Consider the following 15167-nt stretch of genomic DNA (forward strand, 5'->3'; position numbering starts at 1 on the left):
GTCCTCGGCCCCGCCGAGGCGCCGCTGGCGCTAGTCGCCGGCCGGCACCGCTTCCGCCTGCTGGTGCACGGCACGCGGCGTGCCGACATTCAGGCATATTTGCGGACGCTCTTGGAGGCCGCGCCGAAGCCGCGGGGATCGGTGCGCGTGCAGGTGGATATCGATCCGCAGAGCTTTCTTTAAAGAATTCATCTTATTCGTCCGCTGACAGAGAAGGCCCAGACGGGGTATTAGGCTGGGCCTCAACTTGCGCTCGGAGATGTTGCAGATGAACTTCGCGTTTCCCTGGCCCTATAGCCAGGGCGAGTGGCTCGCCTGGGGGGCGGCTGCTTTCACCATCCTCCTCGGCTTTGTCGCCATGTTCGCGCCGCGGCTGACCTTGCGCGCGCTGCGGCTGGCGACGATGGAGGGGCGCCCGGACCCTCTTATGGCGTCCCGGGCGCAGCTCGGCGGCTTCTATATCGGCGTGGGGCTTTCGGCGATCCTTTTTGCCCAGCCGCTCATCTACTTGACGCTGGGGCTTTCCTGGGCGTTTGCTGCCTTCGGCTGTCTCGTCTCCATGATGTCCGACCGCGGCAGCACCCTGCGCAACTGGCTCGGGCTTGTTCTCATGCTCGTATTGGCGGCGCTGCCGCTCGCCTTCGCGCTCGGATTCGTGCCCTGATATCCTGGGTCCGGTTGTTTGGGCGGGGGATGCGACAAAGGGGCCGTAAATCCCGGGGGCCCGCGTGTTGCGAGTCCCGCGGGCCTGTGCTAGACGGCATTCGGCTTTCGGCCGGGGGACGGCGGCGCCCGTTCGCCTGTGTTGAATAACTATCAACAAGGTCAGAGATTTAGCCCGAGTCTTCGCGCTCCAGCATCGGATCTCTCGACCCAAGCTCAAGAGAAGAGACCATCCCGTGGCAGAATCTGGCTCGATGATCTCCGGAGTGGCAGGGCGCTACGCGCGGTCGCTGTTCGAACTGGCCCAGGAATCGAACGCCGTTGCCTCCGTGGAGAGCGATCTTGCCCGTTTTGAGGCGTTGCTCGAGGAGAGCGAGGATCTCCAGCGGCTGGTCAGGAGCCCGGCCTTTTCAGCCGACGATCAGTTCAGGGCCCTCGGCGCCGTCCTGGACAAGGCGGAGATCGGTGGGCTGACCGGCAATTTTCTTCGTGTCGTGGCGAGAAACCGACGCCTTTTTGCCGTACCGCAGATGATTCGCGCCTTCCGCGAGATTGCCGCGGACGCGCGCGGCGAGGTGGCTGCGGAGGTGACCTCCGCTCATGCGCTGACCGCCGCTCAGGAGCGGGAGTTGCAAGAAAGCCTCAAGGAGGTTGCCGGCAAGGACGTGGCGGTGAAGCTGACCGTCGATCCCTCGCTGCTCGGCGGCATCGTCGTTAAGCTCGGCTCGCGCCAGATCGACACGTCGCTCAAAACCAAACTCAATTCGCTCAAGCTTGCACTGAAAGAGGTCGGCTGATGGATATCCGCGCGGCGGAAATTTCCGCAATTCTCAAGGACCAGATCAAGAATTTCGGCAAGGAGGCCGAGGTCTCCGAGGTCGGCCAGGTGCTTTCCGTCGGTGACGGCATCGCCCGCGTTTACGGCCTCGACAATTGCCAGGCCGGCGAGCTGGTCGAATTCCCCGGCGGCATCAAGGGCATGGCGCTGAACCTCGAGGTCGATAATGTCGGCGTCGTGATCTTCGGCTCCGACCGCGACATCAAGGAAGGCGACACCGTCAAGCGCACCGGCGCCATCGTCGACGTGCCGGTGGGACCGGATCTGCTCGGCCGCGTCGTCGACCCGCTCGGCAATCCGATCGACGGCAAGGGCCCGATCAAGGGCGTCGAGCGCCGCCGCGTCGACGTGAAGGCGCCGGGCATCATCCCGCGCAAATCCGTGCATGAGCCGATGGCGACGGGGCTCAAGGCCATCGACGCCCTGATACCGATCGGCCGCGGCCAGCGCGAGCTGATCATCGGCGACCGCCAGACCGGCAAGACCGCCATCGTGCTCGACACTTTCCTCAACCAGAAGCCGCTCAACGAGGGCGACGACGAGAGCCAGAAGCTCTACTGCGTCTATGTAGCCGTCGGCCAGAAGCGCTCGACGGTGGCCCAGTTCGTGAAGGTGCTGGAGGAGCGCGGCGCGCTCGAATACTCCATCATCGTTGCCGCCACGGCCTCGGACCCCGCACCCCTGCAGTTCCTGGCGCCGTTTGCCGGGTGTGCCATGGGCGAGTATTTCCGCGACAACGGCAAGCATGCCGTGATCGGCTATGACGATCTGTCCAAGCAGGCCGTCGCCTACCGCCAGATGTCGCTGCTCCTGCGCCGTCCGCCCGGCCGCGAGGCCTACCCGGGTGACGTGTTCTACCTGCATTCGCGCCTTCTGGAGCGCGCGGCCAAGATGAACGAGGACAACGGCGCGGGCTCGTTGACGGCGCTGCCGATCATCGAGACACAGGCCAACGACGTTTCGGCCTATATCCCGACCAATGTGATTTCCATCACCGACGGTCAGATCTTCCTCGAGACGAACCTGTTCTTCCAGGGCATCCGTCCGGCGGTGAATGTGGGCCTCTCGGTCTCCCGCGTGGGTTCGGCCGCACAGGTCAAGGCCATGAAGCAGGTGGCCGGCTCCATCAAGGGCGAGCTGGCGCAGTACCGCGAGATGGCCGCCTTCGCCCAGTTCGGCTCCGACCTCGATGCCGCCACGCAGCGCCTGCTCAACCGCGGCGCCCGCCTGACGGAGCTTTTGAAGCAGCCGCAGTTCTCGCCGCTCAAGACCGAGGAGCAGGTGGCGGTGATCTTTGCCGGCGTGCAGGGTTATCTCGACAAGCTGGCGCTCGACGATGTGACGCGTTTCGAGGAAGGCCTCCTGTCGCACATGCGCTCGGAAGGCAAGGAGGTGCTTGAGGCGATCCGCAAGGAGAAGGCGCTTTCGGACGAGCTGCGCGGCAATCTCAAGGCCGAGATCGACGCTTTCGCCAAGAACTTCGCTTAAGAGGGCTGATCGCGCATGCCTTCGCTCAAGGACCTCCGCAACCGGATCGCTTCCGTCAAGTCGACGCAGAAGATCACCAAGGCGATGCAGATGGTCGCCGCGGCGAGACTGCGCCGCGCGCAGGACGCGGCCGAGGCCGCCCGGCCCTATGCCGAGCGCATGGACGACGTGCTCGCCAATGTCGCCGGTTCGGTGTCGGGTAGCGATGCGCCGCCGCTGATGGCCGGCACGGGCAAGGAGGACACGCACCTTCTGATCGTGTGCACCGCCGAGCGCGGGCTGTGCGGCGGCTTCAACAGCCAGATCGCGCGGCTCGCACGCGAGCATGTGCGCAAGCTTCTCGCCGACGGCAAGCAGGTGAAGATCCTGTGCGTCGGCAAGAAGGGCTACGACATCCTGCGCCGGGAATACAGCCAGCTCATCATCGACAGGATCGACCTGCGCGAGGTCAAGCAGATCGGCTTCGGCAACGCCAACGAGATCGCCAAGCGGGTGATCGGACTCTTCCAGGAAGGTGGCTTCGACGTCTGCACGCTGTTCTACTCGCAGTTCAAGTCGGTCATCAGCCAGATTCCGACCGCACAGCAGATCATCCCGGCGGCCGTCCCGGAATCGCAGAGCGCGGATACGGGCGCGCACTACGAGTACGAGCCGGATGCCGCTTCCATCCTGGCCGATCTCATTCCCCGCAACATCGCGGTGCAGATCTTCCGGGCGCTGCTCGAGAATGCCGCCGGCGAGATGGGGGCGAGGATGACCGCCATGGACAACGCGACACGCAATGCCGGTGAGATGATCGACAAGTTGTCGATCACCTACAACCGTCAGCGTCAGGCGCAGATCACCAAGGAACTGATCGAGATCATTTCGGGCGCCGAGGCGCTTTAACGGACTGAAGAAGGGTAGAAGAATGGCTAAAGCAGCGACCCCCAAGAGGGCCTCGGCAGGTACGGCCAAGACCACCGCGGCGAGCAAAGGTGCCGCCAGGACCACAGCCGCGTCCAAGCCGGCCGTGAAGCCGACCAGAAGAGGCGCCGCCAAGGCAAGTGCGACCACCTCCACGCCCGCGACCCGTGCCAAGTCGAGCGGTGCCGTTGGGACCGTCCGGCAGGTGATCGGCGCCGTCGTCGACGTGCGCTTCGAGGAGGATCATCTGCCCGCCATCCTGAACGCGCTGGAGACCGATAATCACGGCAACCGGCTGGTGCTTGAGGTTGCGCAGCACCTCGGCGAAAACACGGTGCGCTGCATCGCCATGGACGGCACGGAAGGGCTCGTCCGCGGCCAGGAGGTCACCGACACGGGCGCACCGATCTCGGTTCCCGTCGGGCCGGAAATGCTCGGCCGCATCATCAACGTGATCGGCGAACCGACGGACGAGGCCGGGCCGATCACGGCGACGGAGATGCGCGGCATCCACCAGCCCGCGCCCACCTATGTGGAGCAGTCGACGGAGTCCGAGATTCTCGTCACGGGCATCAAGGTGCTCGACCTGCTCGCGCCCTACGCCAAGGGCGGCAAGATCGGCCTGTTCGGCGGCGCCGGCGTGGGCAAGACGGTGCTCATCCAGGAGCTGATCAACAACGTCGCCAAGGCCCACGGCGGCTACTCGGTGTTCGCCGGTGTCGGCGAGCGCACCCGCGAGGGCAACGACCTTTATCACGAGTTCATCGAATCGGGCGTGAACAAGGCCGGCGGCGGCGAGGGATCCAAGGCCGCGCTCGTCTATGGCCAGATGAACGAGCCGCCCGGCGCCCGCGCCCGCGTCGGCCTGACGGGTCTCACGGTCGCCGAATATTTCCGCGACCAGGGCCAGGACGTGCTGTTCTTCGTCGACAACATCTTCCGCTTCACCCAGGCGGGCTCGGAAGTGTCGGCGCTGCTCGGCCGCATTCCCTCGGCCGTGGGCTACCAGCCGACGCTCGCCACCGACATGGGCGCCCTGCAGGAGCGCATCACGACGACCACCACCGGCTCGATCACCTCGGTGCAGGCCATCTACGTGCCGGCCGACGACCTGACCGACCCGGCGCCGGCCACCTCCTTCGCCCACCTGGATGCGACGACGGTGCTCAACCGCGCCATCTCCGAGAAGGGCATCTACCCGGCCGTGGACCCGCTCGACTCCACCTCGCGCATGCTCGACCCGATGATCGTCGGTGAGGAGCACTACCAGGTGGCGCGGGACGTGCAGCAGACGCTGCAGCGCTACAAGTCGCTGCAGGACATCATCGCCATCCTGGGCATGGACGAGCTTTCCGAAGAGGACAAGCTGACGGTGGCCCGCGCCCGCAAGATCGAGCGCTTCCTGTCGCAGCCCTTCTTCGTGGCCGAGGTGTTCACCGGCTCGCCGGGCAAGCTGGTCGATCTCGCCGACACGATCAAGGGCTTCAAGGGCCTGGTCGCCGGTGAGTACGACCACCTGCCGGAGGCGGCGTTCTACATGGTCGGCACGATCGAGGACGCGGTCGAGAAGGCCGAGCGCCTGGCGGCGGAAGCGGCGTGATTTGGGCCGACGGTCAATCGTAATGGTGAATAGGGAGTAGCGGATAGGGAATCGTGGCTTGGTGACGGCCGGTCTTTCCGGCCATTCACTATTCACCATTCGCTGTTCACTGGGTTGCATATGGCAGAAGCATTCAAGTTCGATCTGGTCTCGCCCGAACGGCTCCTGTTTTCGCAGGACGTCGATCAGGTGGTTATACCAGGCACCGAGGGCGAGATGACGGTGCTGGCCAACCATGCGCCGACCATGACCAACATCAGACCGGGGGTCATCGCCATTTCCCACGGCGGCAGGGAAGACCGCTACGTCGTCTTCGGCGGCTTTGCCGACGTCCTGCCGGAAGGCTGCACGCTCCTTGCCGAGTCGGCGGTGCATGTGAACGAACTCAACCGCGAGGATCTCGCCCGCCGCATTCAGGAGGCGCGCGAGGACGTTCAGGATGCCGAAGATCACGAGACCCGCACGCGGGCCGAGGAATTTCTGGACCAGCTGACAACGCTGGAAGGCGCCATCCTGCCGGCGTGACGGAGCGGCCGGTTAGCCGACGCATTCAAGCGCGGTCATTTCACGGCCATTCTCGCCCAAGCTTTGCGTAAGCCATTGCTGTTGCTCGCGAGGTTTGGCCAATCTGAACTCGGATCGCTTAGGCCTCTCACGCAATGCCTATCGGCCGCAGCGGTCGACAAGCTTATCGAACTTCCGACGGTTCCCACCGATCTCTACTTCTGCGGCCGTTTCTCGCGCCGGGCCGCCAATGCGTTCGAGGAGAAGCTGGTTGGGTTGATCGAGGGGCGTTTTTTTTTACGCGCAATCAGCCATCGAGGGGCCCGTCAATACGTTGCTTCTGGCCCGATGAACTGTCGGATCATGTCGAACTCAGTCCAGACGTCGCATATTACCTCCATCATCTGACGACGCCGGTTTTCCTGGAAGAAGTCGGTCCACGCGACACGAGCCATCTTGACCCCTTGATCAGTCGGGAGCGCCGAGCTTTCCTGCGGCAGGCGGCTGAGGAGAGGGACCTCGAGGCCTTTCTGGAAACCATGCCGCCCTGGCCGCTTCGTTCGATGAAAGACCCCTCCGGCGAGCGGCTGTAGGGCCGATCGCCGGCCCCCGCGATGAAACAAAAAGCCGTGCCGTCCGTTCGCCGCGTAGCAGAGACCACGCGAGACAGGAGAATTTTCATGCGAGCAACGGTTACGGCGATGCTGGCCGCGTTGCTGCCGCTCACGGCAGCACACGCACAGGAGGCGGAGAGCCTTTCCGCCAATATGATCAACACCGAAGAGAGCGCGGTGGGGACGGTGACGTTCAACGCCACGCGCTCCGGCATGGTGCACATCGTGGTGGAGATGACGGACCTGCCGCCGGGCCCGCACGGTTTCCATATCCATGAGACGGGTGAATGCAGCACCGAGAACAATTTCGAATCGGCTGGCGGTCATTATGCCGGCGACATGGAGCACGGTGTTCTGAGCGAGAACGGGCCGCATCCCGGTGACCTGCCCAATGTGCATGTCGGGGAGAACGGGGTTCTGAAGGTCGAATTCTTCACGGACCGGGTTTCCATCGGTGAAGACGGGGAGAACCCGCTGCAGGATGAAGACGGCTCGGCCGTTGTCCTGCATTCCGGAGCGGATGACTACAGCAGCCAGCCTTCCGGTGAATCGGGCGACCGCATTGCCTGTGGGGTGATCCAGTAAACGCCAGATGCGTCAGGTGAGGAGTACTTGGCAGGCAGAGGATCCGCTATCCTGCCACCTCGCGCGTCATCCCGGACAGCCTGCGCTATCGCTCAGGGTTCCGGGATGACGGTCCTCGCTATGGGTGATCGACCTTCGCCGCATTGCCCATCAAGCGGCGATCAGGCGGCAAGGTCGCGCAGGACATAGGGCAGGATGCCGCCGTTCTTGAAGTATTCCAGCTCGTCCTCCGTATCGATGCGGCAGAGCACCGGGACATCCTTCACCGTTCCGTCGGCATAGGTGATCTCGGCCGTCAGGGTCACACGCGGCCTGATGTCGTCGAGGCCCTCGATGGTCACGGTCTCGTCGCCCTTCAGCCCCAGTTCCTGCCAGCTCGTGTCCTCGGCAAAGACGAAAGGGATGACGCCCATGCCGACGAGGTTTGAACGGTGGATGCGCTCGAAGGAGCGGGCGATGACGGCGCGCACGCCGAGGAGGTTGGTGCCCTTGGCCGCCCAGTCACGGGAGGAGCCGTTGCCGTATTCCACGCCGGCGAAGACCACCAGCGGCACGCCTTCCTGGCGGTAGCGCATGGCGGCGTCGTAGATCGACATCTCCTCCTTGGAGGGATAGTGGATCGTGTAGCCGCCCTCGCTGCCGTTCTCGCCCAGCATATGGTTGCGGATGCGGATATTGGCGAAGGTGCCGCGCATCATGACCTCGTGATTGCCGCGCCGCGTTCCGTACTGGTTGAAGTCGGCGGCGCCCACCCCGTGGTCCATCAGGTACTTGCCGGCGGGCGAGGCCGCCTTGATGGAGCCGGCCGGCGAGATGTGGTCGGTGGTGATCTTGTCGCCGAAAAGGCCGAGGACGCGCGCGCCCTTGATGTCGCCGGCAGGCTTCGGCGTCGGTCCCATGCCCTCGAAATAGGGCGGGTTCTGCACATAGGTCGACCCGCCATCCCATGCATAGGTCTGGCCGGACGGTGCCTTGACCTCCTGCCACAGCGCGTCGCCCTTGAAGACGTCGGCGTATTTGGAGGCGAAGAGCTCGCGCGTGACGTTCTTCTGGATGAACTCCTGCACCTCGTGATTGGAGGGCCAGACGTCCTTCAGATAGACGGGCTTGCCGTCCTTGTCCTCGCCCAGCGGCTCGCTGGTGAGATCCATGGTCACGGAGCCGGCCAGCGCATAGGCAACCACCAGCGGTGGCGAGGCGAGATAGTTCGCCTGCACGTCCGGAGAGACGCGGCCCTCGAAGTTGCGGTTGCCCGAAAGCACCGAGGCGACGATCAGGCCCTTGTCGTTGATGGTCTTGGAGATCGGCTCGGGCAGCGGACCGGAATTGCCGATGCAGGTGGTGCAGCCGAAGCCGACCAGGTTGAAGCCGAGCTGGTCGAGCTCCTTCTGCAGGCCGGCCCTTTCCAGATACTCGGCAACCACCTGGCTGCCCGGCGCCAGCGAGGTCTTCACCCAGGGCTTCTGCTTGAGGCCGAGGCGGTTTGCGTTGCGGGCGAGCAGGCCGGCGGCGATCAGCACGCTCGGGTTGGAGGTGTTGGTGCAGGAGGTGATGGCGGCGATCGCCACGTCGCCGTGGCCGATGTTAAAGTCCTCGCCCTCGACCGGATAGCGCTTATCGGTGTCGACGGTCTTCTTGTACTCCTTCGCAAGCGCCTCCTCGAAGCCCGAGGCGATGCTGCCGAGCGGAATGCGGCCCTCGGGCCGCTTCGGTCCGGCCATGGACGGCACGACGTCGCCGAGGTCGAGCGCCAGCGTGTCGGTGAAGACCGGCTCCGGCGCGTCCGATTCCCGCCACATGCCCTGCGCCTTGGCATAGGCTTCGACCAGGGCGATGCGCTCTTCCGTGCGGCCGGAGGTGGTGAGGTAGTTCACGGTCTCTCCGTCGACGGGGAAGAAGCCGCAGGTGGCGCCGTATTCCGGCGACATGTTGCCGATGGTCGCCCGGTCGGCCAGCGTCATCGAATCGAGGCCGGGGCCGTAGAACTCGACGAACTTGCCGACCACGCCCTTCTGGCGCAGCATCTGCGTGACGGTGAGCACGAGGTCGGTAGCCGTCACGCCCTCACCCAGCTTGCCGGTCAGCTTGAAGCCGATGACCTCGGGCAGGAGCATGGAGACGGGCTGGCCGAGCATGGCGGCCTCGGCCTCGATGCCGCCCACGCCCCAGGCGAGCACGCCGAGCCCGTTGATCATGGTGGTGTGCGAATCGGTGCCCACGCAGGTGTCCGGATAGGCGACCGTCGCGCCGTCCTCGTCCTTGCTCCAGACGACCTGGCCCAGATATTCGAGGTTCACCTGGTGGCAGATGCCGGTGCCTGGGGGCACGACGCGGAAGTTCTTGAAGGCCTGCTGGCCCCACTTCAGGAAACGGTAGCGCTCGCCGTTGCGCTTGTATTCCAGCTCGACATTGCGCTTGAAGGCCATCGGCGAGCCGAACTCGTCGACGATCACCGAGTGGTCGATGACGAGGTCGACGGGCACCAGCGGGTTGATCTTCTCCGGGTCGCCGCCGAGCGCTGCCATCGCGTCGCGCATGGCGGCCAGGTCGACGACCGCCGGAACGCCGGTGAAGTCCTGCATGAGCACGCGGGCCGGCGAATAGGCGATCTCCACGCCCGCCGTGCCCTTGTCCTCCAGCCAACTCGCCACCGCCTGGATGCTCTCCTTGGTGACCGAGCGCCCGTCCTCCTTGCGCAGCAGGTTTTCGAGCAGCACCTTCATTGAGAAGGGCAGCCTGGAGATGCCGGAAAGGCCGTTCTTCTCCGCTTCCTTCAGATCGAAATAGACATATTCCTTGTCCCCCACTTCGAGGGTACGGCGGCAATTGAAACTGTCGAGGGAATTTGACACGGGCGATCCTATCCTGGTCTGTTCATCCGAAACGGGAACGGACTCCTGAGGCGACAGGCGCGTAGGTGCGGGTACGGTCATTTCCGCGTGTCCGCTCCCCTGCGTCCCGGCCGGTCAAGGCGGCGCGCGCGCGGGCATCGGCACAAAGTCTGACACGCCGACCGCTGGCGTGGTTGTCCGGGGTATAGAGAATTTCGTATGAGAGTTCCATAGCGAGTTTTCGCAAAACAGTTCTCCAACAGGTTTCAGGAAAGCGCATTGCCCGTCGGACAGAAAAACATGCGGCTTGCCGCCGAAGATCTGAGCGGCGAGCGCGGGGGGGAGCGCATCTTCTCCGGCCTGTCCTTCACGGTGGAAGGGGGACGGGCGCTTATCGTCACGGGGCCGAACGGGGCCGGCAAGTCGACCCTGCTGCGCGTCCTGGCCGGATTGCTGCGACCCGTGGAGGGGCATGTCTCCCTCGCGGGCGGCGGGACGGAATGGCCCGACCTGCCCGCCGCTGCCCATTATCTCGGCCATCTCAACGCGATGAAGAACACACTGACGGTGGAGGAGAACCTGGACTTCTGGCGCCGCTTCCTCGGTGCGGGAAAGGCGACGGTCGAGGAGGCTCTGGAGACGGTGGGGCTCCTGGATATCGGGCATCTGCCCTTCGGCTATCTTTCCACCGGCCAGCGGCGCCGCGCCGCCATTGCCCGGCTGCTCGCCACGCACCGTCCCATCTGGCTTCTGGACGAGCCGACCGCGGGCCTCGACCGGGCATCCGAAGCGCGGTTTGCCGAACTGATGCATGCGCATCTGCGCGCGGGTGGCATCATTGTCGCCGCCACACACCTGCCGCTGGGGCTGGAGGGAGCAGCGGAATTGCCGATGGGAGTGCGGGGATGAAATCTTGACGGCTTGCGTCTCTTACAACGGGAGCGCACCCTGATGCTCGCCCTTTATCTCCGCGAGGTGCGGCTTGGCGTGCGCGCCGGGGGCGGGGCGCTGACGGGCGTGCTTTTTTTCCTCGCGGTCGTCGCCGTCATTCCCTTCGGCGTCGGGCCGGACCTCAACCTGCTCGCGCGCATCGGACCGGCCGTTTTGTGGATCGGCGCGCTGCTTGCCAGCCTTCTCGGGCTCGAGCGTCTGTTCCAGGCAGATCGGGAGGACGGAGCGCTTGATCTGCTCGTCATGGCCGAGGACCGGCACATGCTGGCGGCGACCGTCTTCGTGAAGTGCCTTGCGCACTGGACGGCGAACGTGCTGCCGCTGGTGGCGGTGGCGCCGCTGCTCGGACTGTTCATGAACGTGCCGGCCTCCGGCCTTGCGGCGGCCGCGTTGACGTTGGCGGTGGGCACCCCGGCCATCACCTTCATCGGCGCGGTGGGGGCGGCACTGACGGTGGCGCTGCCGCGCGGCGGGCTTCTGGTCTCCGTCCTGATCCTGCCGCTGACAATTCCCGTTCTCATCTTCGGCGTGGCGGCGAGCCGCGGGGCGGTGGCCGATCCCGATCCGTTTCTGCCACCTTTCCTCATTCTCGCCGCGCTGACGTTGTTTTTCGCCGTCATCGGGCCGGTCGCGGCCGCGCTCGCGCTGCGCACATCGGACTGAACGGTCCTGCGGCAACAGGAAGAATTGCGGGAAGGGCCGGTGAGGTCTATTTACGACGGGATGAATGAGAACGTCACCGTGACAGCGCGCCTGACGGCGCTCGCCAATCCGACGCGCTTCCTGGCGCTCGCCGACCGGCTCGTGCCATGGCTGGGCGGGATGGCCGTCGCGGCGCTGGCGGCCGGGTTCGTCATGGCGTTCACCGCGCCGGAGGATTATCAGCAGGGCATCACCGTACGCATCATGTATATTCACGTGCCCTTCGCGTGGCTGGCCATGTTCTGCTACACGGTGATGGCGCTGTCCGCCCTCGGTACGCTGGTCTGGCGCCATCCGCTGGCCGACGTCTCCCTGAAGGCGGCGGCGCCCATCGGCGCGACCTTCACCGCGCTCGCGCTGATCACCGGCTCCATCTGGGGCAAACCCATGTGGGGCACATGGTGGGTTTGGGACGCGCGGCTGACCTCCGTCTTCGTGCTGTTCCTGATGTATCTCGGCATCATCGCGCTCACGCGGGCGCTGGAGGACCAGAGCCGCGCGGCACGGGCGGCGGCTATCCTCACGCTGGTCGGCTTCATCAACATTCCCATCATCAAGTTCTCCGTCGACTGGTGGAACACGCTGCACCAACCGGCCTCGGTCTTCCGCCTCGACGGGCCGACGATCCATCCGAGCCTCTTGTGGCCGCTGCTCGTTTCGGCGCTCGGCTTTACCCTTTTGTTCCTGACGCTGCATCTGATGGCCATGCGGGCCGAGATCTGGCGGCGACGCGTGAAGGCGATGCAACGCATGTCGGCGCGCGCGGCTGAAGCGCGGCTCATGGAGGGAGGTTCCTCATGAGCCATCTCGCCTATGTCATGGCGGCCTACGCCATCTCCGCCTCGGCGATCGCCGGCCTGGTCGTCTGGATCCTCATTGACCAGCGGGCGCAGAAACGCGCCTTTCATGGCCTGGACGCGCGGGGCATACGGCGCCGTTCAGCCGGCCGGGAGGCGCGACGGTGAGCGTCGATCAGGAAAGAGGGCCGAACGGGCGCCGCCTTCTCCTCATCTTGCCGCTTCTGGCCTTCCTGGCGCTGTCGGCGGTGTTCCTGGCGCAGCTTTTCTCCGGCCGCGACACCTCCGTGGTTCCCTCGGCGCTCATCGGCCAGCCGGCACCGCAGACGACATTGCCCCCGCTCGAGGGGACCGGCCTGCCAGGCCTCTCGCCGGAGGATTTTTCCGGAAATGTCACGCTGGTGAATGTCTGGGGGTCGTGGTGCGTGCCGTGCCGCGAGGAGCATCCGCTCCTGATGGCGCTCGCCGGAGACGAGCGCATCCGGCTGGTCGGACTCAACTACAAGGACAAGCCGGAAAACGCCCGCCGCTTCCTCGGCGAACTCGGCAATCCATTCGATGCGATCGGTGTGGACCAAAGCGGCCGCGCGGCTATCGAATGGGGCGTTTACGGCGTGCCGGAGACCTTTCTCGTCGGTCCCGACGGCACGATCCGATACAAGCATGTCGGCCCCTTTTCGCCGGCGAGCTTGAAAAACGAGCTGGGGCCGGAAATCGAGAAAGTGCTGGCGGAAATGTCCTGAGGGGCGAGGGAAGGCACGGCCGCCCTCGTGGTTCGACAGGCTCACCATGAGGGCTGGTTTTGCGCCGCTGCTCGCGAAGCTTGCAGGAGGGCCGATCTGCCTTTGCCCTCATCCTGAGCTTGTCGAAGGGCGAGGGCAAAGGCACGCACGGCCGATTCCAATTCACTTCATCGCGCCCTACCGCATCGTGGGAATGACGAACTCCGCTCCGTCCTTGACGCCGGACGGCCAGCGCGAGGTGACCGTCTTGGTCTTGGTGTAGAAGCGGAAGGCATCGGGGCCGTGCTGGTTGAGATCGCCGAAGGCGGAGGCCTTCCAGCCGCCGAAGGTGTAATAGGCGATCGGCACCGGGATCGGCACGTTGACGCCCACCATGCCCACGTCGACGCGGGCGGCGAAATCGCGCGCGGCGTCGCCGTCGCGGGTGAAGATGGCGACGCCGTTGCCGTATTCGTGGTCGCTCGGCAGCGCCAGCGCTTCCTCATAGTTCTTGGCGCGCACGACCGACAGCACGGGGCCGAAGATCTCTTCCTTGTAGATGCGCATGTCCGGCGTCACATTGTCGAACAGGCAGCCGCCCATGTAGAAGCCGTCCTCGTAGCCCTGCATCGTGAAGCCGCGGCCGTCGACGGCGAGCGTGGCGCCTTCCTTCACACCGAGATCGACATAGCCCTTCACGCGCTCCAGCGCTTCCTTCGTCACCAGCGGGCCGAAATCGGCCGAGGCATCGGTGGAGGGGCCGACTTTCAGGCTTTCCACCCGCGGCACGAGCTTCTCCACCAGCCGATCAGCCGTCTCCTTGCCGACGGGCACGGCGACGGAAACCGCCATGCAGCGTTCGCCTGCCGAGCCGTAGCCGGCGCCGATCAGCGCATCGACCGTCTGGTCCATGTCCGCGTCGGGCATGATGATGAGGTGGTTCTTGGCGCCGCCGAAACACTGGGCGCGCTTGCCGTTGGCCGTGGCGCGCCCGTAGATGTACTGGGCGATCGGCGTCGAGCCGACAAAGCCCACCGCCTTGATGTCGGGGTCGTCGAGAATGGCGTCGACGGCTTCCTTGTCGCCGTTGACCACGTTCAGCACGCCCTCCGGCAGGCCGGCCTCGATGAAGAGCTCGGCAATCCGCATGGGCACGCCCGGGTCGCGCTCGGATGGCTTCAGGATGAAGGCGTTGCCGCAGGCAAGCGCCGGCGCGATCTTCCAGAGCGGGATCATGGCCGGGAAGTTGAACGGCGTGATGCCGGCCACCACCCCGAGCGGCTGGCGCATGGAATAGGTGTCGATCCCCGGGCCTGCGCCTTCGGTGTATTCGCCCTTCATCATGTGCGGTGCACCGAGGCACACCTCCACCACTTCCACGCCGCGCTGGATGTCGCCCTTGGCATCGGGGATGGTCTTGCCGTGCTCGCGGGCGAGCAGCTCGGCGAGCGAATCGTACTCCTTGTGCACCAGCTCCAGGAACTTCATGAGCACGCGCACGCGCCGCTGAGGGTTGGTGGCGCCCCATTTCAGTTGGGCCGCCTTGGCGTTCTCGACCGCCTGGCGCACCTCCGCCGCCGAAGCGAGCGCCACCTTGGCCCGCACCGAGCCGTCCATGGGCTGCATGACGTCCTGCATGCGCCCGCTCGTGCCGGCGACGCGCTTGCCGCCGATGAAATGACCGATCTCCTCCATGAGAAGCTCTCCCTTCGTTGACCTTGCCCTTGATTGTCCCGCTTGCCGGGCTCGAATGCAACGCGAGGGAAAGCGTATCCGTTGTGCGGAAATTATAGGTCGAATAGAGTAGGCTTTGCGAAACACGACACTGGGTCGGCGATGAACTGGGACGATGTGCGCATCTTTCTGAGCGTGGCGCGCACCGGGCAGATCCTGGGCGGGGCGCGGCGGCTCGGCTTGAACCATGCGACCGTCTCGCGCCGGATCGCCGCGCTCGAGACCGCGGTCG

Annotated in this window: 15 protein-coding genes and 1 pseudogene; 14 read left to right on the top strand and 2 right to left on the bottom strand. The window is 65.2% G+C overall.

The features are described 5' to 3' along the window. The 8 genes and pseudogenes from ACFP9U_RS17390 to ACFP9U_RS17425 form a co-directional block, all read left to right on the top strand. A pseudogene (locus ACFP9U_RS17390) lies at positions 1-183 on the top strand (primosomal protein N'); the annotation flags it as partial. An 85-nt stretch (positions 184-268) separates the two neighbouring features. After that, a complete protein-coding gene (locus ACFP9U_RS17395) occupies positions 269-664 on the top strand; it encodes a DUF4345 domain-containing protein (protein WP_378623387.1) in 396 nt (131 codons plus the stop codon). Between the two features lie 235 nt (positions 665-899). Continuing rightward, on the top strand, positions 900-1460 hold the full coding sequence (locus tag ACFP9U_RS17400) for a F0F1 ATP synthase subunit delta (protein WP_322453233.1): 561 nt from the start codon (positions 900-902) through the stop codon (positions 1458-1460). Next, positions 1460-2989, top strand: coding sequence for a F0F1 ATP synthase subunit alpha (atpA, locus tag ACFP9U_RS17405; RefSeq protein WP_378623388.1), 1530 nt, complete (start codon positions 1460-1462; stop codon positions 2987-2989). The genes ACFP9U_RS17400 and atpA overlap by 1 nt, the downstream gene beginning before the upstream one ends. 15 nt (positions 2990-3004) lie before the next feature. Further along, the gene (locus ACFP9U_RS17410; protein WP_378623389.1) at positions 3005-3877 is read left to right on the top strand and encodes a F0F1 ATP synthase subunit gamma; all 873 of its coding nucleotides are present in this window, start codon (positions 3005-3007) and stop codon (positions 3875-3877) included. A 22-nt stretch (positions 3878-3899) separates the two neighbouring features. Then, positions 3900-5495: a F0F1 ATP synthase subunit beta gene (gene atpD, locus ACFP9U_RS17415; protein ID WP_378623391.1), complete on the top strand. Its 1596-nt coding sequence runs from the start codon at positions 3900-3902 to the stop codon at positions 5493-5495. Positions 5496-5615: 120 nt separating this feature from the next. Further along, entirely contained in the window at positions 5616-6020 is a 405-nt protein-coding gene (locus ACFP9U_RS17420; RefSeq protein ID WP_378623392.1) for a F0F1 ATP synthase subunit epsilon, read from the top strand. A 659-nt stretch (positions 6021-6679) separates the two neighbouring features. Next, the gene (locus ACFP9U_RS17425) at positions 6680-7198 is read left to right on the top strand and encodes a superoxide dismutase family protein (protein ID WP_378623393.1); all 519 of its coding nucleotides are present in this window, start codon (positions 6680-6682) and stop codon (positions 7196-7198) included. Positions 7199-7359: 161 nt separating this feature from the next. Here ACFP9U_RS17425 and acnA read toward each other — a convergent pair whose 3' ends face one another. After that, the gene (gene acnA, locus ACFP9U_RS17430; RefSeq protein ID WP_378623394.1) at positions 7360-10050 is read right to left on the bottom strand and encodes an aconitate hydratase AcnA; all 2691 of its coding nucleotides are present in this window, start codon (positions 10048-10050) and stop codon (positions 7360-7362) included. A gap of 279 nt (positions 10051-10329) precedes the next feature. Here acnA and ccmA point away from each other — a divergent pair, with 279 nt between their 5' ends. The 5 genes from ccmA to ACFP9U_RS17455 are packed head-to-tail and all read left to right on the top strand — an operon-like array spanning position 10330 to position 13222. Continuing rightward, the gene (ccmA, locus tag ACFP9U_RS17435) at positions 10330-10938 is read left to right on the top strand and encodes a heme ABC exporter ATP-binding protein CcmA (protein WP_378623399.1); all 609 of its coding nucleotides are present in this window, start codon (positions 10330-10332) and stop codon (positions 10936-10938) included. 42 nt (positions 10939-10980) lie between these two features. After that, positions 10981-11643, top strand: a complete 663-nt coding sequence (gene ccmB, locus ACFP9U_RS17440; protein WP_378623395.1) for a heme exporter protein CcmB — start codon at positions 10981-10983, stop codon at positions 11641-11643. A 60-nt stretch (positions 11644-11703) separates the two neighbouring features. After that, the gene (locus tag ACFP9U_RS17445) at positions 11704-12483 is read left to right on the top strand and encodes a heme ABC transporter permease (RefSeq protein ID WP_378623400.1); all 780 of its coding nucleotides are present in this window, start codon (positions 11704-11706) and stop codon (positions 12481-12483) included. Continuing rightward, positions 12480-12647, top strand: coding sequence for a heme exporter protein CcmD (gene ccmD / locus ACFP9U_RS17450; protein WP_378623396.1), 168 nt, complete (start codon positions 12480-12482; stop codon positions 12645-12647). The genes ACFP9U_RS17445 and ccmD overlap by 4 nt, the downstream gene beginning before the upstream one ends. Further along, a complete protein-coding gene (locus ACFP9U_RS17455) occupies positions 12644-13222 on the top strand; it encodes a DsbE family thiol:disulfide interchange protein (protein ID WP_378623397.1) in 579 nt (192 codons plus the stop codon). The genes ccmD and ACFP9U_RS17455 overlap by 4 nt, the downstream gene beginning before the upstream one ends. 177 nt (positions 13223-13399) lie before the next feature. Here ACFP9U_RS17455 and ACFP9U_RS17460 read toward each other — a convergent pair whose 3' ends face one another. After that, positions 13400-14896 (bottom strand): CoA-acylating methylmalonate-semialdehyde dehydrogenase, encoded by a 1497-nt coding sequence (locus ACFP9U_RS17460; protein WP_378623398.1) that lies wholly within the window; start codon positions 14894-14896, stop codon positions 13400-13402. A 141-nt stretch (positions 14897-15037) separates the two neighbouring features. On the opposite strand from ACFP9U_RS17460, the gene ACFP9U_RS17465 reads away from it, so the two are divergent. Continuing rightward, positions 15038-15167 (top strand): helix-turn-helix domain-containing protein (locus tag ACFP9U_RS17465; RefSeq protein WP_378623401.1); only part of this gene is annotated, 130 nt, incomplete at its 3' end.

The sequence above is a fragment of the Nitratireductor sp. GCM10026969 genome, assembly GCF_042660605.1.
Taxonomy (GTDB): Bacteria; Pseudomonadota; Alphaproteobacteria; order Rhizobiales; family Rhizobiaceae; genus Chelativorans.

Coding starts and splice junctions, on each gene's coding strand:
- ACFP9U_RS17395 (WP_378623387.1), top strand. CDS start 269: ATGAACTTCGCGTTTCCCTGGCCCTATAGCCAGGGCGAGTGGCTCGCC.
- atpA (WP_378623388.1), top strand. CDS start 1,460: ATGGATATCCGCGCGGCGGAAATTTCCGCAATTCTCAAGGACCAGATC.
- ACFP9U_RS17410 (WP_378623389.1), top strand. CDS start 3,005: ATGCCTTCGCTCAAGGACCTCCGCAACCGGATCGCTTCCGTCAAGTCG.
- atpD (WP_378623391.1), top strand. CDS start 3,900: ATGGCTAAAGCAGCGACCCCCAAGAGGGCCTCGGCAGGTACGGCCAAG.
- ACFP9U_RS17420 (WP_378623392.1), top strand. CDS start 5,616: ATGGCAGAAGCATTCAAGTTCGATCTGGTCTCGCCCGAACGGCTCCTG.
- ACFP9U_RS17425 (WP_378623393.1), top strand. CDS start 6,680: ATGCGAGCAACGGTTACGGCGATGCTGGCCGCGTTGCTGCCGCTCACG.
- ccmA (WP_378623399.1), top strand. CDS start 10,330: ATGCGGCTTGCCGCCGAAGATCTGAGCGGCGAGCGCGGGGGGGAGCGC.
- ccmB (WP_378623395.1), top strand. CDS start 10,981: ATGCTCGCCCTTTATCTCCGCGAGGTGCGGCTTGGCGTGCGCGCCGGG.
- ACFP9U_RS17445 (WP_378623400.1), top strand. CDS start 11,704: ATGAATGAGAACGTCACCGTGACAGCGCGCCTGACGGCGCTCGCCAAT.
- ccmD (WP_378623396.1), top strand. CDS start 12,480: ATGAGCCATCTCGCCTATGTCATGGCGGCCTACGCCATCTCCGCCTCG.
- ACFP9U_RS17460 (WP_378623398.1), bottom strand. CDS start 14,896: ATGGAGGAGATCGGTCATTTCATCGGCGGCAAGCGCGTCGCCGGCACG.